The sequence below is a fragment of the Pseudomonas sp. SB113 genome (assembly GCF_040754745.1).
Taxonomy (GTDB): domain Bacteria; phylum Pseudomonadota; class Gammaproteobacteria; order Pseudomonadales; family Pseudomonadaceae; genus Aquipseudomonas; species Aquipseudomonas grimontii.
In genome coordinates, this window is the sequence record NZ_JBFMHW010000002.1 from 107,728 (window position 1) to 124,564 (window position 16,837).

The window sequence follows — 16,837 nt, forward strand, 5'->3', positions numbered from 1 at the left end:
CTTACATACGCTCCAGAGTTTCCAGGCCCAACAGTTCCAGGCCTTGCTTGAGGGTCCGTCCAGCCAGTGCGGCGAGGCGCAGGCGACTTTGCTTCTGGGCTTCGTCGTCGGCGGTGAGGATCGGGCAGTTCTCGTAGAAGCTGGAGAACAACCCGGCGACTTCGTACAGGTAGGTGCAGAGGATATGCGGCGTACCTTTCTCGCCGACGCTGTTCAGCACTTCGCCGAATTGCGCCAGCTTGGCGGCCAGTTCCTGTTCATGGGGCGCGTCCAGCACGATCTGGCCTTCGACTTCGCTGAAGTCCTTGCCCAGCTTGCGGAACACACCGGCCACGCGGGTGTAGGCGTACAGCAGGTATGGCGCGGTGTTGCCTTCGAAGTTGAGCATCAGTTCGAAGTTGAAGCTGTAGTCGCTGGTGCGGTGCTTGGACAGGTCGGCGTATTTCACCGCGCCAATCCCCACCACGCGGGCGATGTTGCGCAGGTCGGCTTCGGCCAGCTCCGGGTTCTTTTCCTTCACCAGGTTGTAGGCACGCTCCTGGGCTTCGTTGAGCAGGTCGATCAACTTCACGGTGCCGCCGTCGCGGGTCTTGAACGGGCGGCCATCGGCGCCGTTCATGGTGCCGAAGCCCATGTGTTCCATGTGCATCGGGTGGGTGACGAAGCCGGCGCGACGTGCCACTTCGAACACCTGCTGGAAGTGCAGCGCCTGGCGTTGGTCGACGAAATACAGCGCACGGTCGGCCTTGAGCACGCCGCTGCGGTAGCGCACGGCCGCCAGGTCGGTGGTGGCATAGAGGTAGCCGCCATCGGCCTTGACGATGATCACCGGCAGCGGCTCGCCGTCGGCGGTCTTGAATTCTTCGAGGAACACGCACTGCGCGCCGTTACTCTCGACCAGCAGGCCTTTGGCCTTGAGGTCGTTGACCACGTTGATCAGGTCGTCGTTGTAGGCGCTTTCGCCCATGACGTCGGCCATGGTCAGCTTGACGTTGAGCAGCTCGTAGATTTCCTGGCAGTGGGACAGCGAGATCTCGCGGAAGCGGCCCCAGAGTTCCAGGCATTCCTTGTCGCCGGCTTGCAGCTTGACCACCAGGCCACGGGCGCGGTCGGCGAACTCTTCGGATTCGTCGAAACGCTTCTTGGCGGCGCGGTAGAAGTTCTCCAGGTCCGACAGCTCGTTGCTGGTGATCGGGTTTTCCTGCAGATAGGCCATCAGCATGCCGAACTGGGTGCCCCAGTCGCCTACGTGGTTCTGGCGGATCACGGTGTCGCCGAGAAACTCCAGCACCCGGGCCACGCCGTCGCCGATGATGGTCGAGCGCAGGTGGCCGACGTGCATCTCCTTGGCCAGGTTGGGCGCCGACAGGTCAATGGCCACGCGCTGAGCCGGGCCGGCCTTGCGCACGCCGATCCTGGCATCGGCCAGGGCTGCATCCAGGCGTGAAGCCAGGGCCTGGGTGTTCTGGAAGAAGTTGATAAAGCCCGGGCCGGCGATTTCGGCCTTGGTAACACTCTCGTCGGCGGGCAGCGCGGCGATGATTTTTTCCGCCAGGTCGCGCGGCTTCATGCCGGCCGGCTTGGACAGCATCATCGCAATGTTGCTGGCGAAGTCGCCGTGGGTCTTGTCGCGGGTGTTTTCCACCTGGATCGCCGGCGTCAGGCCTTCAGGCAACACACCTTCGTTGACGAGTTGGGTGAGGGCTTGTTGGATAAGCTGGCGAATGGTGTCTTTCATGGTGTTCTCTTTCGACCGCAAGCGGCGGCGCGCGATGCGCAGGTGGAAAAGCTGGGCATTATCCGTGGCGAGGGCGGGCTTGCCAACCTTCGCGGGACCTGTGGCCAGGCTTAATACAAATCTACCGGGTCTACATCCAGCGACCATCGCACCTGTCGGCCACTCGGCATTTGCTCCAGCGCAAGTAACCAGCTACTTAATAACCGATGCAGCGGTGCACGGGAGGTCGCTTGCAAGAGTAGCTGAGCACGATAACGCCCGGCGCGACGTTCCATGGGCGCGGGTACCGGGCCGAGCAGTTCGATGCCGCTCAGCCCCAGCTCGCCGAGCAAGCGTTCGGCTGCGCTGCAGGCTTCATCCAGAAAACCCTCGGCCTGCCCCGGTTTATGGGCTTCGGCGCGCAGCAGCGCGAGGTGCGCAAAGGGCGGCAGGCCGGCGGAGCGGCGTTCGCTCAGCGCCTGTTCGGCGAAGGCAAAGTAGCCTTGTTCTGTCAGTTGAATCAGCAGCGGATGGTCGGCCAGGTGCGTCTGGATAATCACCTTGCCCGGCTCTTCGGCACGCCCGGCGCGGCCGGCGACCTGCACGATCAACTGCGCCATGCGTTCGCTGGCGCGGAAGTCGCCGGAGAATAAGCCGCCGTCGGCATCCAGGATCGACACCAGGGTCACCCGTGGGAAGTGATGCCCTTTGGCGAGCATCTGCGTACCCACCAGGATGCATGGCTGGCCCTTCTGGATGGTGGCGAACAACTGGTTCATCGCGTCCTTGCGCGACGTGCTGTCGCGGTCGACCCGCAGCACCGGGTAGTCCGGGAACAGAATGCCCAGCCGCTCCTCGGCGCGCTCGGTGCCTGCGCCCACCGGACGCAGGTCGACCTTGCCGCACTGCGGGCAGTGGCGCGGTACACGCTCTACATGGCCGCAATGGTGGCAACGCAGCTCGCCATGGCGCTGGTGCACGGTCATGCGTGCATCGCAACGCTCGCACTCGGACATCCAGCCGCAGTCATGGCACAGCAGCGTCGGCGCAAAGCCTCGACGGTTGAGAAACACCAAGACCTGCTGGCCGGCCGCCAGGGTCTGGCCGATAGCTTGTTGCATCGGCCCTGAAATGCCGCTGTCCAGTGGCCGGCTTTTTACATCCAGGCGCAGGAAGCGTGGCTGCTTGGCACCGCCGGCCCGCTCGTTCAAGCGTAGGAGCCCGTAACGACCGGTGTAGGCGTTGTGCAGGCTTTCCAGGGACGGTGTAGCCGAACCCAGCACAATCGGGATGTCTTCCTGGCGCGCCCGCACCAGCGCCAGGTCGCGGGCGTGGTAGCGCAGGCCTTCCTGTTGCTTATAGGAGCCGTCGTGCTCCTCGTCGATGATGATCAGCCCGGGATTCTTCATTGGCGTGAACAGCGCCGAACGGGTGCCGATAATAATGTCGGCTTCGCCGTCCCGCGCCGCCAGCCACGACTCCAGGCGCTCACGGTCATTGACCGCCGAGTGCACCAGGGCGATGCGCGCATTGAAACGCTGTTCGAAGCGCGCCAGTGTTTGCGGGCCCAGGTTGATCTCGGGGATCAGCACCAGTGCCTGTTTGCCGGCCTGCAGGGTTTCGCGGATCAGCTGCAAATAGACTTCGGTCTTGCCGCTGCCGGTGACGCCGGCCAGCAGGAACGCATGGAAGCTGTCGAAACCCGCGCGAATCGCTTCATAGGCGGCGCGCTGTTCGGGGTTCAGCGGCAGTTCGGGCTGGGCCAGCCAGTGTTCGTGGCGCGGGTCGGGGGCGTGCTTGCGGATTTCCACCTGCACCAACCCCTTGGCCAGCAACAGGTCGAGGCTGTCTTTGCTCAGCATCAGCTTGCTCAATAGCTGATGGGCGACGCCATGGGGATGCTGGGCCAGGGTCGCCAGGGCTTCACGCTGGCGCGGGGCGCGGGCGATGCGCGGGTCGTCAAGGCGCGCGCCGGGCACCGTCGACCAGAAGCGCTCCTGGCGCGCTTCGGCCAACTCGCCCTGGCGCAACAGCACCGGCAGTGCCCAGCTCAACGTGTCGCCGAGGCTGTGCTGGTAATACTGGGCGGTCCACAGGCACAGCTTGAACAAGGCGGGCGGCAGCGGTGGCGTGGCATCGAGCAGGGCGATGGCCGGTTTGAGCTTCTCGGCCGGCACTTCGCTGTGGTCGGCGACTTCCACCAGGATGCCGATCATCTCCCGGCGGCCAAACGGCACGCGCACGCGCATGCCCGGCTGCAATTGCGCGCGCAGCACGCCGGCCGGGGCCCGGTAGTCGAACAGGCGGCGCAGGGGCGAGGGCAGGGCTAGGCGCAAAATGGCGTCGGGCACGCGAGGGGTCTCATCTATAAAGGCAGGCGGTGGCGCAGGGGCGCGAGCCTAGCAGACCGGGGGAGGCTTGGGGTAGCCGCCAGTTTTCTGATGAAAGGTGCTTTTATGTTTACGCTCGATGGGTGTCGCCGCTTGCGCGTTTAAAAAGGTCTGGTAGAATCCGCGGCCTAATTACGTGCGGTATTCGACAATAGTGTCGAGTGGCGGCACGCTAGCCCGAGGAAGTCACCATGAAAGCCGATATCCATCCAGCGTACGAAACCATCGAAGTTACCTGCAGCTGCGGCAACAAGTTCGAAACTCGCTCGAACCTGTGCAAGCCACTGGGTACTGACGTATGCAACGAGTGCCACCCGTTCTACACCGGTAAGCAGAAAACTCTGGACACCGGCGGCCGTGTACAGCGCTTCGCAGATCGCTTTGGTGCTTTCGGCAAGAAGCCTGCTGCTACTCCAGCAGAGTAAGGCTCAAAAGCCTTATGGGCTTTTGCCAGCTGTTGAAAAAGGCGTCCCTTGCGGGCGCCTTTTTTGTGCCTGCGATTTGGTTGTCGGCGGCCCAGGCACAGGTGTTTTGCCCGGCGCCAGCGGCCCTGGCCCGCGTGGAAGTGCAGCGGGTGGTGGATGGCGACACGGTGCGCCTCAAGGATGGCCGCAGTGTACGGATGATCGGTATCAATACCCCGGAAACCGGCAGGAAGGGCCGCGCCGACGAGCCATTTGCCGTCGCGGCGCGTCAGCGTCTACAGGCGTTGGTGCAGGCCAGCGATGGGCGTGTCGGCCTGGTGCCGGGGCGCGAGGGCAAGGATCATTACGGTCGAACCCTGGCTCACCTCTATGGTGCCAATGGTGAGAATCTGGAGGCGCAACTGCTGGCCGAGGGCCTGGGATTCCAGGTGGGCGTGGCGCCGAATGTCGATCTCGTCAGCTGTCAGCAGGCGGCTGAGAACAGTGCCCGTAACGCGCGGCTGGGGCTGTGGCGCCAATCGCCGGTGCAGTCCGTGGAGCAGCTCGGGCGCTCCGGGTTTGCACTGGTCAGCGGCCAAGTCAGTAAAGTCGAGCGCAATCGCGGCGGAATCTGGATTGAATTGCAGGGGGCACTGGTATTACGCATTACGCCCGACCTGATCAGTCAATTCGATGCTGACCGCCTCAATGGTCTGCAAGGCCGCACCGTCGAGGCGCGCGGCTGGGTACAGGATCGCGCTCGGCGGGGCGGCCTGAAAAACGGCCAGGCGCGCTGGCTGCTGCCGTTGACTGATCCGGGCATGCTCAAATCGACTGATTAAGAAAAAATTGTAGACATTTTTCGGTTTGATTGTGAACAGTTAAGCCCTTGTATCCCGTGGCTCTTGGCCGAAAGTCTTAGCGCAGGGCCCTTGACACCTGTGACTGCCCAGTCTTGTGGGGACTTTGCGACACGAGTATCCTCGGCGGTCCGTCGACCAACAGTAAAAGCGGAATGCCGATATGTCTGATTTGAAAACTGCCGCTCTCGAATATCATGCCCATCCTCGTCCAGGAAAGCTGAGTGTAGAGCTCACCAAAGCCACCGCCACCGCCCGCGACCTGTCGCTGGCCTACAGCCCTGGCGTGGCCGAGCCCGTACGTGAAATCGCCCGCGACCCTGAACTGGCGTACAAGTACACCGGCAAAGGCAACCTGGTTGCAGTGATTTCCGATGGCACCGCGATTCTGGGCCTGGGTAACCTCGGCCCATTGGCCTCCAAGCCGGTCATGGAAGGTAAAGGCGTGCTGTTCAAGCGCTTCGCCGGCATCGACGTTTTCGACATCGAAGTTGATTCCGAGAGCCCGCAGGCTTTCATCGACACCGTAAAGCGCATTTCCATCACCTTCGGTGGCATCAACCTGGAAGACATCAAGGCACCTGAGTGCTTCGAGATCGAAAAGGCCCTGATCGAGCAGTGCGACATTCCGGTATTCCACGATGACCAGCACGGTACTGCGATCGTCACCGCGGCCGGCATGATCAACGCCCTGGAAATCGCCGGCAAGACCCTGGCTGATGCCAAGATCGTCTGCCTGGGCGCTGGCGCTGCGGCCATCTCCTGCATGAAGCTGATTGTCAGCATGGGCGCCAAGCTGGAAAACATCTACATGGTCGACAGCAAGGGCGTGATCCAGTCCGAGCGTACCGACCTGAACCAGTACAAGGCGATGTTTGCCCACCCGTCCTCCAAGCGCACCCTGGCTGACGCCCTGAACGGTGCCGACGTGTTCGTTGGCCTGTCTGGCCCGAACCTGCTGAGCGCTGAAGGCCTGAAGTCCATGGCGGCCAACCCGATCGTGTTCGCCTGCTCCAACCCTGATCCGGAAATCGCTCCGGAACTGGCTCACGCCACCCGCGACGACGTGATCATGGCGACCGGTCGTTCGGACTACCCGAACCAGGTCAACAACGTGCTGGGCTTCCCGTTCATCTTCCGTGGCGCCCTGGACGTTCGCGCCAAGCGCATCAACGAAGAGATGAAAGTGGCAGCTGCCAACGCCCTGCGTGAACTGGCCAAGCTGCCGGTGCCTCAGGACGTGTGCGACGCCTACGGTGGCGCCAAGCTGGAATTCGGTCGTGAGTACATCATCCCGAAACCAATGGATAAGCGCCTGATCACCCTGATCTCCGATGCCGTGGCCAAAGCCGCGATCGAGACCGGTGTGGCCACCCTGCCGTATCCGAAAAACTACCCGCTGCAAAGCGTGGATGATGTGTTCAACGGCTAAGCCGTAGACCCATAAAAAAACCCGGCTCAGAACGCCGGGTTTTTTTATGGGGAAGTTTCAAGCTGCAAGCGGCAAGTTCAAGAGCGGCACATCGCAGTTCTTAACTTGCCGCTTGTAGCTGACAGCTTGCCGCTCTCTAAAAGAGATCGATCGGCGCCGCCTCATCCGCCGGCAACGGGCTGCCCGGTACGACGCCGTTGCCCAGCTCATTGACCGACGGCGGCGTGTCTTCGCTCTTGAACAGTTCGAAGTACGCATTCGGCGTGCTTGGCGAAGCCGCACGGCCACTGACCGGGTCGATCCGCAGGCTGAGGATGCCTTCCGGCTCCGGCTGGGTGTGCAGCGGCTTGTCCTTCAGGGCGGCACCCATGTAGCTCATCCAGATCGGCAGCGCGACGGTGCCGCCGAACTCGCGGCGGCCGAGGCTTTCCGGCTGGTCGTAGCCGGTCCAGACGGTGGTCACGTAGTCGGCGTTATAGCCGGAGAACCAGGCATCCTTGGATTCGTTGGTGGTACCGGTCTTGCCCGCGATGTCCGCGCGGCCCAGGGCCAGGGCGCGCCGGCCGGTACCTTTCTTGATTACGTCTTCGAGGATGCTGTTGAGGATATAAGTTGTACGCCCATCCACAATGCGTTCGGCCACGGCGGGAGCTTGCGGTTCGGTTGCAGGCGCGTTGACGGCTGGCGCGGCACCTGGGGTCGGCTCGATGGTGATGCCGCCATTGCTCGGCGCTGCCAGCCCATCAGTGGCCGCCACGCCGTTGACCACATCACCCGGTACCCGGGGTGGGTTGGCGGTGAACAGGGTGTCGCCATTGCGGCTTTCGATCTTGTCGATCAGGTACGGCGTGATCTTGTAGCCGCCGTTGGCAAAGGTGCTCCAGCCGGTGGCGATTTCCATCGGCGTGAGGGTCGCGGTGCCCAGAGCCAGGGACAGGTTCGGCGGCAGGTCCGACTTGTTGAAGCCAAAGCGCGTGATGTAGTCGATGGTCTTGCCTACCCCCATCGCCTGCAACAAGCGGATCGATACCAGGTTACGCGACTTGTACAGCGCCTCGCGGATGCGGATCGGGCCGAGGAAGGTGTTGGTGTCGTTCTTCGGGCGCCAGACTTTGTCCAGGTACTCGTCGACAAACACGATCGGCGCGTCGTTGACCAGGCTGGCGGCGGTGTAGCCGTTATCCAGGGCGGCGCTGTAGATGAACGGCTTGAAGCTCGAGCCCGGTTGGCGTTTGGCCTGGGTGGCACGGTTGTAGTTGCTCTGCTCGAAAGCGAAGCCACCCACCAGGGCGCGGATTGCACCGTTCTGTGGGTCCAGCGATACCAGCGCGCCCTGGGCCAGCGGCACCTGGCTGAATTTCAGGCTGTCGTCCTTCTGGCGTTGTACGCGGATCAGGTCGCCCACTTGCGCGACATCCGATGGCTGCTTCGGCATCGGGCCCATGCTGTTGGTATTCAGGAACGGGCGCGCCCATTTCATGCTGTCCCAGGCCACATGCGCTTCGCCGGTGCGGGTCAGCACCTGCACGCCATCTTTCTTCACCTGGGTGACGATGGCCGGTTCCAGGCCGCTGATCGCGCGCTGTTTGCCCAACTCGGCAGTCCAGGCGCTCAGGGTCTTGCCCGGCAGGCGCGACTCAGGGCCACGGTAGCCGTGGCGTTGATCGTAGGTGATCAGGCCGGAATGCACGGAGTCATTGGCGATGTCCTGCAAGTCGCTCGGAACCGTCGTGGTCACGCGGAAGCCTTCGGTGTAGGCCTCGCTGCCGTAACGGCCGACCATCTCGGCACGCGCCATTTCAGCGATATAGGGAGCATTCACTTCCGGCGTCGGCACGTGGTAGCTGGCGTTCAATGGCTCGGCCACCGCACTTTCATAGGCGGCCTGGTCGATCTTGCCCAGCTTGTACATGCGCCCCAGGATCCAGTCGCGGCGTTCTTTGCTGCGTGCCGGATTGGCCAGGGGGTTGAAGCGCGAAGGGGCCTTGGGCAGGCCGGCAATCATGGCCATCTGCGCCAGGCTGGCGTCACGAATCGACTTTCCGTAGTAGACCTGCGAGGCCGCCTCGATCCCGTAGGCACGGTTGCCCAGATAGATCTTGTTGACGTACAGCTCGAGGATCTCGTCCTTGGTCAGCTGGCGTTCGATCTGCAATGCCAGCAGGATCTCGGTGGCTTTACGCGAAAAACTGCGCTCGCTGGTTAGGAAGAAGTTCTTCGCCACCTGCATGGTGATGGTGCTGCCGCCGGATTGAATGTGGCCGCTTTTTACCAGTTGTGTGGCCGCACGTACCAGGCTGCTGGGGTCGACGCCATAGTGGTTGGCAAAATTATCGTCTTCGGCCGACAGCAACGCGCTGATGAAATTAGGTGGAATGTCGGCAAAACGGATCGGTGTGCGGCGCATTTCGCCGAACTCCGCGATCAGCTTTTCATCGCTGCTGTAGACCCGCAAAGGAATCTGCAACTGGATACTTCTGAGAGCCTCTACCGAGGGTAAACCCGGACTAAGGTAGAGGTAGGCCCCGCTGAGTACGAGCAGCAGCCCGCAGACGATCGCGACAATGGAGTACCCGAAAAACTTCAGCAGACGGATCAAGGCTTTTGGATTTCCAGAGAAAAGAATGGGTTACGCGTCGGGGCATGCATGGCTAACGATGGATCGACCCGAGCTGCAGATAAAAAGCGGGGAAAAACGCTGGGCATTAAAGCATTTTTCGCCTTGGGGCGTCATTCGCGCCTGCTCAACAAGTCGACCGAATGCAGGGCGTCCAGCGGCAATCAGGCGTTAAGACAGGGAAAGCTTTGGGGAGTTTTATGGGAAAGGGATTTTTCAGGCGAAAAGTCGACACCGTCCTTGGCGTCGACATCAATGAGGCAGGAATCAAGCTGGTAGAGCTGAGCCGTTCAGCCAACCGTTACACCGTGCAAGGCTACGCCACGCAGGCGCTGCCGGCGCGAGCGGTAGTCGACGGAGTCTGGCTGGACCTGGAAGGCATAGGCCATGCGTTGTACATGGCACTGAGCCGACTGCGTACGTCGGCCAGGCAGGCGGCAATTGCCGTGGCGGGTCCTTCGGTTATTACACGGGTCATTGAAATGCAGGCGGGGCTCAGCGACGACGAAATGGCCCGGAGGATCCAGATGGAGGCAGATCAATACATTCCTTACCCGCTGGACGAGGTGGCGCTGGACTTTCAGGTTCAGGGGCCGTCGGCGCAGGATCCTGCGCGGGTCGAGGTAGTGTTGGCGGCGTGCCTCAAGGAGCACGTCGAGGTTCGTGAAGCTGTTTTGGCCCTGGCGGGGCTGGTGCCCAGAGTGGTGGATGTCGAAGGGTTTGCATTGGCGCGCGCTTGCCGTCAGGATTTCGCCAGCTTCACACCGGGCCATCGGGTCGATGGTGCACACTGGATTGTGGACGCCCCTGGGATGGGAGTCGCTTGCGGGTTGGCCCTGAGGAGTTTCGCTGGATGACACGAATCAATCTTTTGCCTTGGCGCCAGGCGCTGGCTGAGCGGCGGCGTAAATATTTCCTGATAGTGCTGGTGGCGTTTGCTTGCCTGGCGCTCGCGACGCTGTGGCTGGCGGACCAGGTGATCGACCAGGCGATCGACCGGCAGGTGACGCGAAACGATCATGTGCGTAAGGGCGTCGCTGTTCAGGACTCGCGTATCAAGACCATTGATGACCTCCAGGTGCAAAGCCAGCAGCTGGCGGAGCGTATGAAAGTCGTGCAGGACCTGCACGATAATCGCTCTGCCGGTGCGCAACTGCTGGATCAGTTGGCCCGTGCGGTGCCTGACGGTGTGCATTTGCACGAGGTAGTGGCGAAAGGCGATACGGTGAGCATCAGCGGCAGTGCCGAATCCAGCCAGGATATTGCGCAGTTGATGCGTCGCCTGGAGGCGTCCGAAGGCGCCCATGCCACTCGCCTGCAGCACGTACGAACCGAAGGCACTCACGGCAACAATGAATTCCAGTTGATGGTGCGCCAGGGAGAATCTTCCGAGGCCCAGCCATGAGCCGGCCCAGGCTCGAATTTTCCGCGCTGACTCACACTGCTGCCAAATGGCCCTTACCCGGCAAGGTCTTGCTGGGCTGCGCGCTGGCCGGCGTGGTGCTGCTGGTGGGCGACCTTGTGTACCTCAGTTCCTCGCGGGAGCGGTTGCGCGAGGTCGAGGTGCAGGAAGTGAGCTTGCAGCAGCAACTCGCGGAAAAAACGCTCTTGGCTGCCGACCTTGAAGGGCGGACTCGCCAGTTCCAGCTTACGCAGGAGAAGGTTGGCGGGCTGTTGCAGCAAATGCCAGGCGAGTCCGAAATGCCCGGCTTTCTTGAAGACATCGCCAGGATGGCGCTGGCCAACGGTTTGGTGATTGAGAACGTCGCTCCGTTGGATAAGCTGTCTCGGCCGTTCTATAACGAACAGCCCGTTCACATCGGCGCCACCGGCACCTACCACGACCTGGCGATGTTTGTGAGTGCCCTGGGTGGCCTTTCGCGAATCGCTACGGTGCATGATGTTGCCCTGCGACGTGACGGCAAACTGTTGCACCTTGATCTGCTGGCCAAGACTTATTGGCATGAGCGGCAGGGCGTCAAACGGGGCGCGGCTGTCATGCAGGGGCAGCCCTTTGTATACGGCGCCTCAGGTATTCGCGATCCGTTCCAGCCAATTGCCCTGCAAGTCGAGCGTCCGCCAGGGCGGACGGTCGCTGCGCCGGATCTCGCGCGACCGCGTGAAGCCTTGGAAGGCCACCCGTTGGATCAGTTCGAAATGGTCGGCACGTTGTCCCGTGGGGCGCGGACCTTCGCCCTGCTGCGCCAAGCCTCAACCGTGTATCGCCTGGCCGTCGGCGACTATCTGGGGCCGGATCATGGTCGAGTCACCGCGATTCATGACGGCCATATCGAACTGGTCGAGTTATTTCCCGGTGAACAGGGGGCATGGTTGGAGCGCCCTCGGACCCTCGTGCTAAACGTCAACTCATAACGGAATCAAACAATGAAAAGGACTTTCTCGTCCTTCGGTGTGGCGCTATGGATAGCGTTCACGGCACCGATGGCTGCTGCTGTGCCCAATCGTGTGGACCTGATCCAGCTACCGCCCCCCGGCAGTGCGGTTTCGGGCGCGTATAGCGGTGATAAATTGAACCTCAACTTCCAGGACATCGGTCTGCGCGCTGCCTTGCAGCAAATCGCCGACGTGGCGGGCCTCAATCTGGTGGTCGGCGATGACGTACAGGGCTCTATCACCCTGCGGCTCAAAGGCGTGCCCTGGGATCAGGCGCTGGACCTGGTGCTGCAAACCAAAGGCTTGGATAAGCGGATAAAGGCTGGCGTCTTGCTGGTGGCGCCTGCCGAGGAGTTGGCCGCTCGCGAACTGCTGACGCTGGAATCACGCAAGCAGATGGCCGACCTGGCGCCGCTGCGCCGTGAGCTACTGCAGGTCAACTACGCCAAGGCGGCAGACCTGGCAAAGCTGTTTCAGTCGGTGAGTGGCTTTGAAGGCACGACCGATGAGCGCGGTTCAGTGGCAGTGGATGACCGCACCAATAACATCATTGCCTACCAGACCGGCGAGCGCCTGGAAGAGTTGCGGCGGATCGTGGCGCAACTGGATGTGCCGGTGCGCCAAGTGATGATCGAAGCGCGGATTGTCGAGGCCAACGTCGACTACGACAAAAGCCTGGGCGCGCGCTGGGGTGGGCAGCTCAATCGAGGGAATTGGGCCGCCGGTGGTATCCAGAAGCCTTCGCCGGACGGTACTCAGGCGCCGGAAAACTTGCCCAGCTCGCCATTTGTCGACCTGGGTTCGCTCACGGGTACGTCAGGCCTGGGCATCGCCTTCATCACCGATAATCTCCTGTTGGACCTTGAACTGACCGCCATGGAGAAAACCGGCAATGGTGAAATCGTCTCGCAGCCCAAGGTGGTCACTTCCGACAAGGAAACCGCGCGCATTCTAAAGGGCACCGAAATTCCCTATCAGGAATCCACCTCCCAGGGGGCTACGTCGGTGTCGTTCAAGGAAGCCTCCCTGTCATTGGAGGTCACGCCGCAAATCACCCCCGATGACCATGTGATCATGGTGGTCAAGGTCACCAAGGATGAGCCCGACTACCTCAACAAACTCAACGACGTACCGCCGATCAAGAAAAACGAGGTGAATGCCAAGGTGCTGGTCAAGGATGGCGAGACCATCGTCATCGGCGGAGTTTTCTCCAATACTCAAAGCAAAGTGGTAGATAAAGTGCCATTTTTGGGCGATGTGCCGTATCTTGGCCGCCTTTTCCGGCGCGATGTGCTGGCGGAGAAAAAATCCGAGCTGCTGGTATTCCTGACTCCGCGTATTATGAATAACCAGGCGATTGCTGTGAGTCGTTGATTCTGTGCGAAATTTGATTCTTGTAGGACCGATGGGGGCTGGAAAAAGCACCATCGGCCGTTTGCTGGCCAAAGAGCTGCGCCTGCCATTCAAAGATTCCGACAAGGAAATTGAATTGCGCACGGGTGCCAATATCCCATGGATCTTCGATAAGGAAGGCGAGTTGGGCTTTCGTGACCGCGAGCAGGCGATGATCGCCGAGCTGTGCGGCTGCGATGGCGTGGTATTGGCAACCGGCGGCGGCGCCGTGATGCGCGATGAGAATCGTCGGGCGCTGCATGCCGGTGGTCGGGTAGTCTATCTGCATGCGTCGGTCGAGCAGCAGGTGGGTCGTACCGCCCGCGATCGCAATCGTCCTTTGTTGCGTACGGCCAACCCGGAAAAAACCTTGCGGGACTTGCTCACGCTGCGCGACCCGCTGTATCGGGAAATCGCCGATTTGGTGGTGGAAACCGATGAGCGGCCGCCTCGGATGGTGGTTCTCGACATTCTTGAGCGCCTGCAACGGCTGCCACCCCGTTAAAGCCAGGCCCGAAATGCGCTATTCTCGGCGGCGCGCTATCACCCTGCGGGGTGTGGCGTAGAGCCATCAGGCAACGTCAGATCTCGACGTTACCGGTCGTCAATACATCTTCAACGCGGGGACACATGCAGACACTTAAGGTCGATCTAGGCGAGCGCAGCTACCCGATCCATATTGGCGAAGGTCTGTTGGACCAGCCCGAATTGCTGGCCCCGCACATTGCCGGGCGGCAAGTGGCGATCATCTCCAACGAGACGGTCGCGCCGCTGTATCTTGAGCGTCTGAGCCGCAGCCTGGCGGCATACTCAGTGATTTCCGTGATTCTGCCCGATGGCGAAGCCCACAAGAACTGGGAAACCCTGCAACTGATCTTTGATGGCCTGCTGACCGCACGCCATGACCGCCGAACCACCGTGATTGCCCTGGGCGGCGGTGTGATCGGCGACATGGCCGGCTTTGCAGCGGCCTGCTACCAGCGCGGCGTGGACTTTATCCAGGTGCCGACCACCCTGCTGTCCCAGGTCGATTCGTCGGTGGGTGGCAAGACCGGTATCAACCACCCGCTGGGCAAAAATATGGTCGGCGCGTTCTACCAGCCCCAGGCCGTGCTGATCGACACCGCCACCCTCAACACCTTGCCGCCGCGCGAACTGTCGGCGGGCCTGGCGGAAGTCATCAAGTACGGGTTGATCTGCGACGAACCCTTCCTCACCTGGCTGGAAGAACATGTGGACGCCCTGCGCGGCCTCGACCAGGTGGCGCTCACCGAAGCGATTTCCCGCTCCTGCGCCGCCAAGGCGTTGGTCGTGAATGCCGACGAACGGGAGTCCGGTGTGCGGGCCACCCTGAACCTCGGCCACACCTTCGGCCATGCGATCGAAACGCACATGGGCTATGGTGTGTGGTTGCATGGAGAGGCCGTAGCGGCTGGCACAGTAATGGCACTGGAGATGTCGCAACGCCTGGGCTGGATCAGCATCCAGGAGCGTGATCGCGGTATCCGCCTGTTCCAGCGTGCCGGTTTGCCGGTTATTCCGCCTGAAGAGATGACCGAGGCGGACTTCCTCGAACATATGGCGATAGACAAGAAAGTGATCGACGGTCGACTGCGACTGGTGCTGTTGCGCCATATGGGCGAAGCGGTAGTGACCGACGATTATCCGAAAGAGATTTTACAGGCCACGCTGGGAGCGGATTACCGCGCCCTGGCTCAGCTGAAAGGTTAATAAGATCCCGATGACTAGTTTGCATGCCGACGAGGCGTTCCTCGGCCATTACCAGTTAAGCCACGACCCTTTTGCTCCACGGGTGCCTGGTTTCAAATTTTTCCCGGCCCAGCGCAAGCCGGTGCTCGGGCAACTGCACCATCTCGCGCGCTACAGCCAACTGCTGCTGGTAGTCACTGGCCCGCTGGGCAGCGGCAAGACCCTGCTGCGCCAGGCCCTGGTGGCCAGCACCAACAAACAGTCCGTACAGAGCGTGGTGGTGTCTGCCCGTGGTGCCGGTGATGCGGCGGGCGTGCTGCGCCAGGTGGCCCAGGCCCTGGATGTGTCCACCGCTGAACCGAGCGCAATTCTCAAGCAGATCGTGCAACTGGGCCTGACCGGCCAGGAAGTCTACTTGCTGGTGGATGACGCCGAGCAGCTCGACGAATCGGCCCTGGAAGCGCTGTTGGCGCTGGCGGCGGGTACGCCGGAAGGCCGCCCCCATGTGTTCCTGTTCGGTGAATCGTCGTTGATCGCCGATCTGGAGCAGATCAGCGGTGATCAGGAGCTGTTCCACGTCATCGAACTGCAGCCGTATGAAGAGGAAGAAACCCGCGAATACCTGGCTCAACGCCTCGAAGGTGCCGGGGCCGGTATCGAACTTTTCTCCGCTGCGCAGATCTCTGATATTCACGAAAGCTCCGACGGCTGGCCTGGCACCATCAACCAGGTTGCCCGCGATGCCATGATCGAAGCCATGATTGCCAGCCGCTCTGCGGTCAAGCGTCCAAAGATGGGGTTCACTATGCCTAAGAAGCACGTATTGGCAATTTCCGCCGTTGTCGTGGTTGCTGTTGCCGCCGCCTGGTTGATTCCGGGTCGCAGCAAGGCACCGACCACCGCCGGTGCGCCAACCGAACAGGCGCAGTTGCCACTGGGTAAGCCCACGCCGAATGTTGAGTTCGCCAATTCTGGCCAGCCGACCAACCTGCCGATGGTCGGCCAACCGGTGATGCGTGGCCCGCTCGCCGAAGAAGCCGGTGGTATCTCCGAAGGCGACGACGGCGTGCCGGTGGAAGGCTCCAGCGCCACGCCGCCGACCGTGACCACTACTGCGCCACCTGCGGGCGTCCCCGCGGGTACGCCAGCGACCCCTGTTGCGCCAGTCGCCAAGCCGACCCCGGCGCCGACCGTCGCGACTGCCAAGCCTGCGGCGCCAGTGGCGAAGCCGGCTCCAGCGCCAGCCGCCAAGCCGGCTGAAAAACCGGCGGCCACTGTCGCCAAGGCCGGCAGCAGCTGGTACAGCAGCCAGCCTACCGGCAACTTCGTGGTGCAGATCCTCGGCACCAGCTCCGAAGCCAACGCCCAGGCGTTCGTGAAAGAGCAGGGCGGCGAGTACCGTTATTTCAAGAAAGTGCTCAACGGCAAGCCTCTCTACGTGATCACGTACGGCAGTTTCCCAAGCCGTGCCGCAGCTGATTCCGCCATCAAGGCCTTGCCAGCGAAGGTTCAGGCTGGTAAACCTTGGCCTCGCACTGTCGCCAGCGTTCAACAAGAACTGGCAGCAACTCGCTGAAGATCCGGCGGCCTTACCCAGGCCGCCCTCCCGGCACCTCAAAGAAGATCGCAAGGCGTGCAGCCCCTCCAGGCCGCGCGCTTTGTGGTGTCTGCGTCATAGTAGCTTTTGAGTCGTAGCGGTCAGAATTAAAAAAGTTTTGACTAGCACAGCATATCGCTTTAAACCTTTCATAAATGCGACATAGATTTGCGACATTTCGTCGCTAAATTTGTGAGCGTCTGTGTCGGTGTGTACAATGACCTCCCTTTTGCCCCCGCTAAGTCGGCGTACGTTCGGCGTGGAAGGTAACCGGTTGAATTGAAAAGAAATTTGCCTCGATATAAGAGGCAGCCTGGTGAGAAA

The 16,837-nt window shown here is 61.6% G+C and carries 13 protein-coding genes; 10 read left to right on the plus strand and 3 right to left on the minus strand.

The window, feature by feature from the left end:
- Window position 1 precedes the first annotated feature (1 nt).
- Window positions 2-1,738, minus strand: a complete 1,737-nt coding sequence (argS, locus tag AB1462_RS03330; protein WP_367246155.1) for an arginine--tRNA ligase — start codon at window positions 1,736-1,738, stop codon at window positions 2-4.
- Between the two features lie 110 nt (window positions 1,739-1,848).
- Window positions 1,849-4,068: a primosomal protein N' gene (locus AB1462_RS03335; RefSeq protein ID WP_090400978.1), complete on the minus strand. Its 2,220-nt coding sequence runs from the start codon at window positions 4,066-4,068 to the stop codon at window positions 1,849-1,851.
- Between the two features lie 230 nt (window positions 4,069-4,298).
- Here AB1462_RS03335 and rpmE point away from each other — a divergent pair, with 230 nt between their 5' ends.
- From rpmE to AB1462_RS03350, 3 genes are all read left to right on the plus strand, one after another.
- Window positions 4,299-4,532 (plus strand): 50S ribosomal protein L31, encoded by a 234-nt coding sequence (gene rpmE / locus AB1462_RS03340; protein WP_005784030.1) that lies wholly within the window; start codon window positions 4,299-4,301, stop codon window positions 4,530-4,532.
- Window positions 4,533-4,546: 14 nt separating this feature from the next.
- The gene (locus tag AB1462_RS03345) at window positions 4,547-5,353 is read left to right on the plus strand and encodes a thermonuclease family protein (RefSeq protein WP_090400977.1); all 807 of its coding nucleotides are present in this window, start codon (window positions 4,547-4,549) and stop codon (window positions 5,351-5,353) included.
- Between the two features lie 181 nt (window positions 5,354-5,534).
- Window positions 5,535-6,803: a malic enzyme-like NAD(P)-binding protein gene (locus AB1462_RS03350; RefSeq protein ID WP_027605010.1), complete on the plus strand. Its 1,269-nt coding sequence runs from the start codon at window positions 5,535-5,537 to the stop codon at window positions 6,801-6,803.
- A gap of 136 nt (window positions 6,804-6,939) precedes the next feature.
- Here the strand turns inward: AB1462_RS03350 and AB1462_RS03355 are convergent, their stop codons facing one another.
- The gene (locus tag AB1462_RS03355; RefSeq protein WP_367246157.1) at window positions 6,940-9,402 is read right to left on the minus strand and encodes a penicillin-binding protein 1A; all 2,463 of its coding nucleotides are present in this window, start codon (window positions 9,400-9,402) and stop codon (window positions 6,940-6,942) included.
- Between the two features lie 218 nt (window positions 9,403-9,620).
- On the opposite strand from AB1462_RS03355, the gene pilM reads away from it, so the two are divergent.
- The 7 genes from pilM (at window position 9,621) to AB1462_RS03390 (ending at window position 16,492) form a co-directional block, all read left to right on the plus strand.
- Complete coding sequence (pilM, locus tag AB1462_RS03360) at window positions 9,621-10,277, plus strand: type IV pilus biogenesis protein PilM (protein WP_367246159.1); 657 nt, start codon at window positions 9,621-9,623, stop codon at window positions 10,275-10,277.
- On the plus strand, window positions 10,274-10,825 hold the full coding sequence (locus AB1462_RS03365; protein ID WP_090400975.1) for a PilN domain-containing protein: 552 nt from the start codon (window positions 10,274-10,276) through the stop codon (window positions 10,823-10,825). Before pilM ends, AB1462_RS03365 begins: the two co-directional genes overlap by 4 nt.
- Window positions 10,822-11,793: a pilus assembly protein PilP gene (locus tag AB1462_RS03370; RefSeq protein WP_367246161.1), complete on the plus strand. Its 972-nt coding sequence runs from the start codon at window positions 10,822-10,824 to the stop codon at window positions 11,791-11,793. The genes AB1462_RS03365 and AB1462_RS03370 overlap by 4 nt, the downstream gene beginning before the upstream one ends.
- Before the next feature lie 69 nt (window positions 11,794-11,862).
- On the plus strand, window positions 11,863-13,188 hold the full coding sequence (locus AB1462_RS03375) for a type IV pilus secretin PilQ (protein ID WP_259193499.1): 1,326 nt from the start codon (window positions 11,863-11,865) through the stop codon (window positions 13,186-13,188).
- A gap of 4 nt (window positions 13,189-13,192) precedes the next feature.
- Complete coding sequence (gene aroK / locus AB1462_RS03380) at window positions 13,193-13,711, plus strand: shikimate kinase AroK (RefSeq protein WP_010213757.1); 519 nt, start codon at window positions 13,193-13,195, stop codon at window positions 13,709-13,711.
- 125 nt (window positions 13,712-13,836) lie between these two features.
- A complete protein-coding gene (gene aroB / locus AB1462_RS03385) occupies window positions 13,837-14,937 on the plus strand; it encodes a 3-dehydroquinate synthase (protein ID WP_367246163.1) in 1,101 nt (366 codons plus the stop codon).
- A gap of 10 nt (window positions 14,938-14,947) precedes the next feature.
- On the plus strand, window positions 14,948-16,492 hold the full coding sequence (locus AB1462_RS03390; RefSeq protein ID WP_090400971.1) for an AAA family ATPase: 1,545 nt from the start codon (window positions 14,948-14,950) through the stop codon (window positions 16,490-16,492).
- The last annotated feature ends 345 nt before the right edge of the window (window positions 16,493-16,837 follow it).

Bases quoted from the DNA above. Each gene is read 5' to 3' on its own strand.
- AB1462_RS03345 (WP_090400977.1), top strand. From the start codon at position 4,547: ATGGGCTTTTGCCAGCTGTTGAAAAAGGCGTCCCTTGCGGGCGCCTTT.
- AB1462_RS03375 (WP_259193499.1), top strand. From the start codon at position 11,863: ATGGCTGCTGCTGTGCCCAATCGTGTGGACCTGATCCAGCTACCGCCC.
- aroB (WP_367246163.1), top strand. From the start codon at position 13,837: ATGCAGACACTTAAGGTCGATCTAGGCGAGCGCAGCTACCCGATCCAT.
- rpmE (WP_005784030.1), top strand. From the start codon at position 4,299: ATGAAAGCCGATATCCATCCAGCGTACGAAACCATCGAAGTTACCTGC.
- AB1462_RS03350 (WP_027605010.1), top strand. From the start codon at position 5,535: ATGTCTGATTTGAAAACTGCCGCTCTCGAATATCATGCCCATCCTCGT.
- AB1462_RS03365 (WP_090400975.1), top strand. From the start codon at position 10,274: ATGACACGAATCAATCTTTTGCCTTGGCGCCAGGCGCTGGCTGAGCGG.
- AB1462_RS03370 (WP_367246161.1), top strand. From the start codon at position 10,822: ATGAGCCGGCCCAGGCTCGAATTTTCCGCGCTGACTCACACTGCTGCC.
- pilM (WP_367246159.1), top strand. From the start codon at position 9,621: ATGGGAAAGGGATTTTTCAGGCGAAAAGTCGACACCGTCCTTGGCGTC.
- AB1462_RS03390 (WP_090400971.1), top strand. From the start codon at position 14,948: ATGACTAGTTTGCATGCCGACGAGGCGTTCCTCGGCCATTACCAGTTA.
- argS (WP_367246155.1), bottom strand. From the start codon at position 1,738: ATGAAAGACACCATTCGCCAGCTTATCCAACAAGCCCTCACCCAACTC.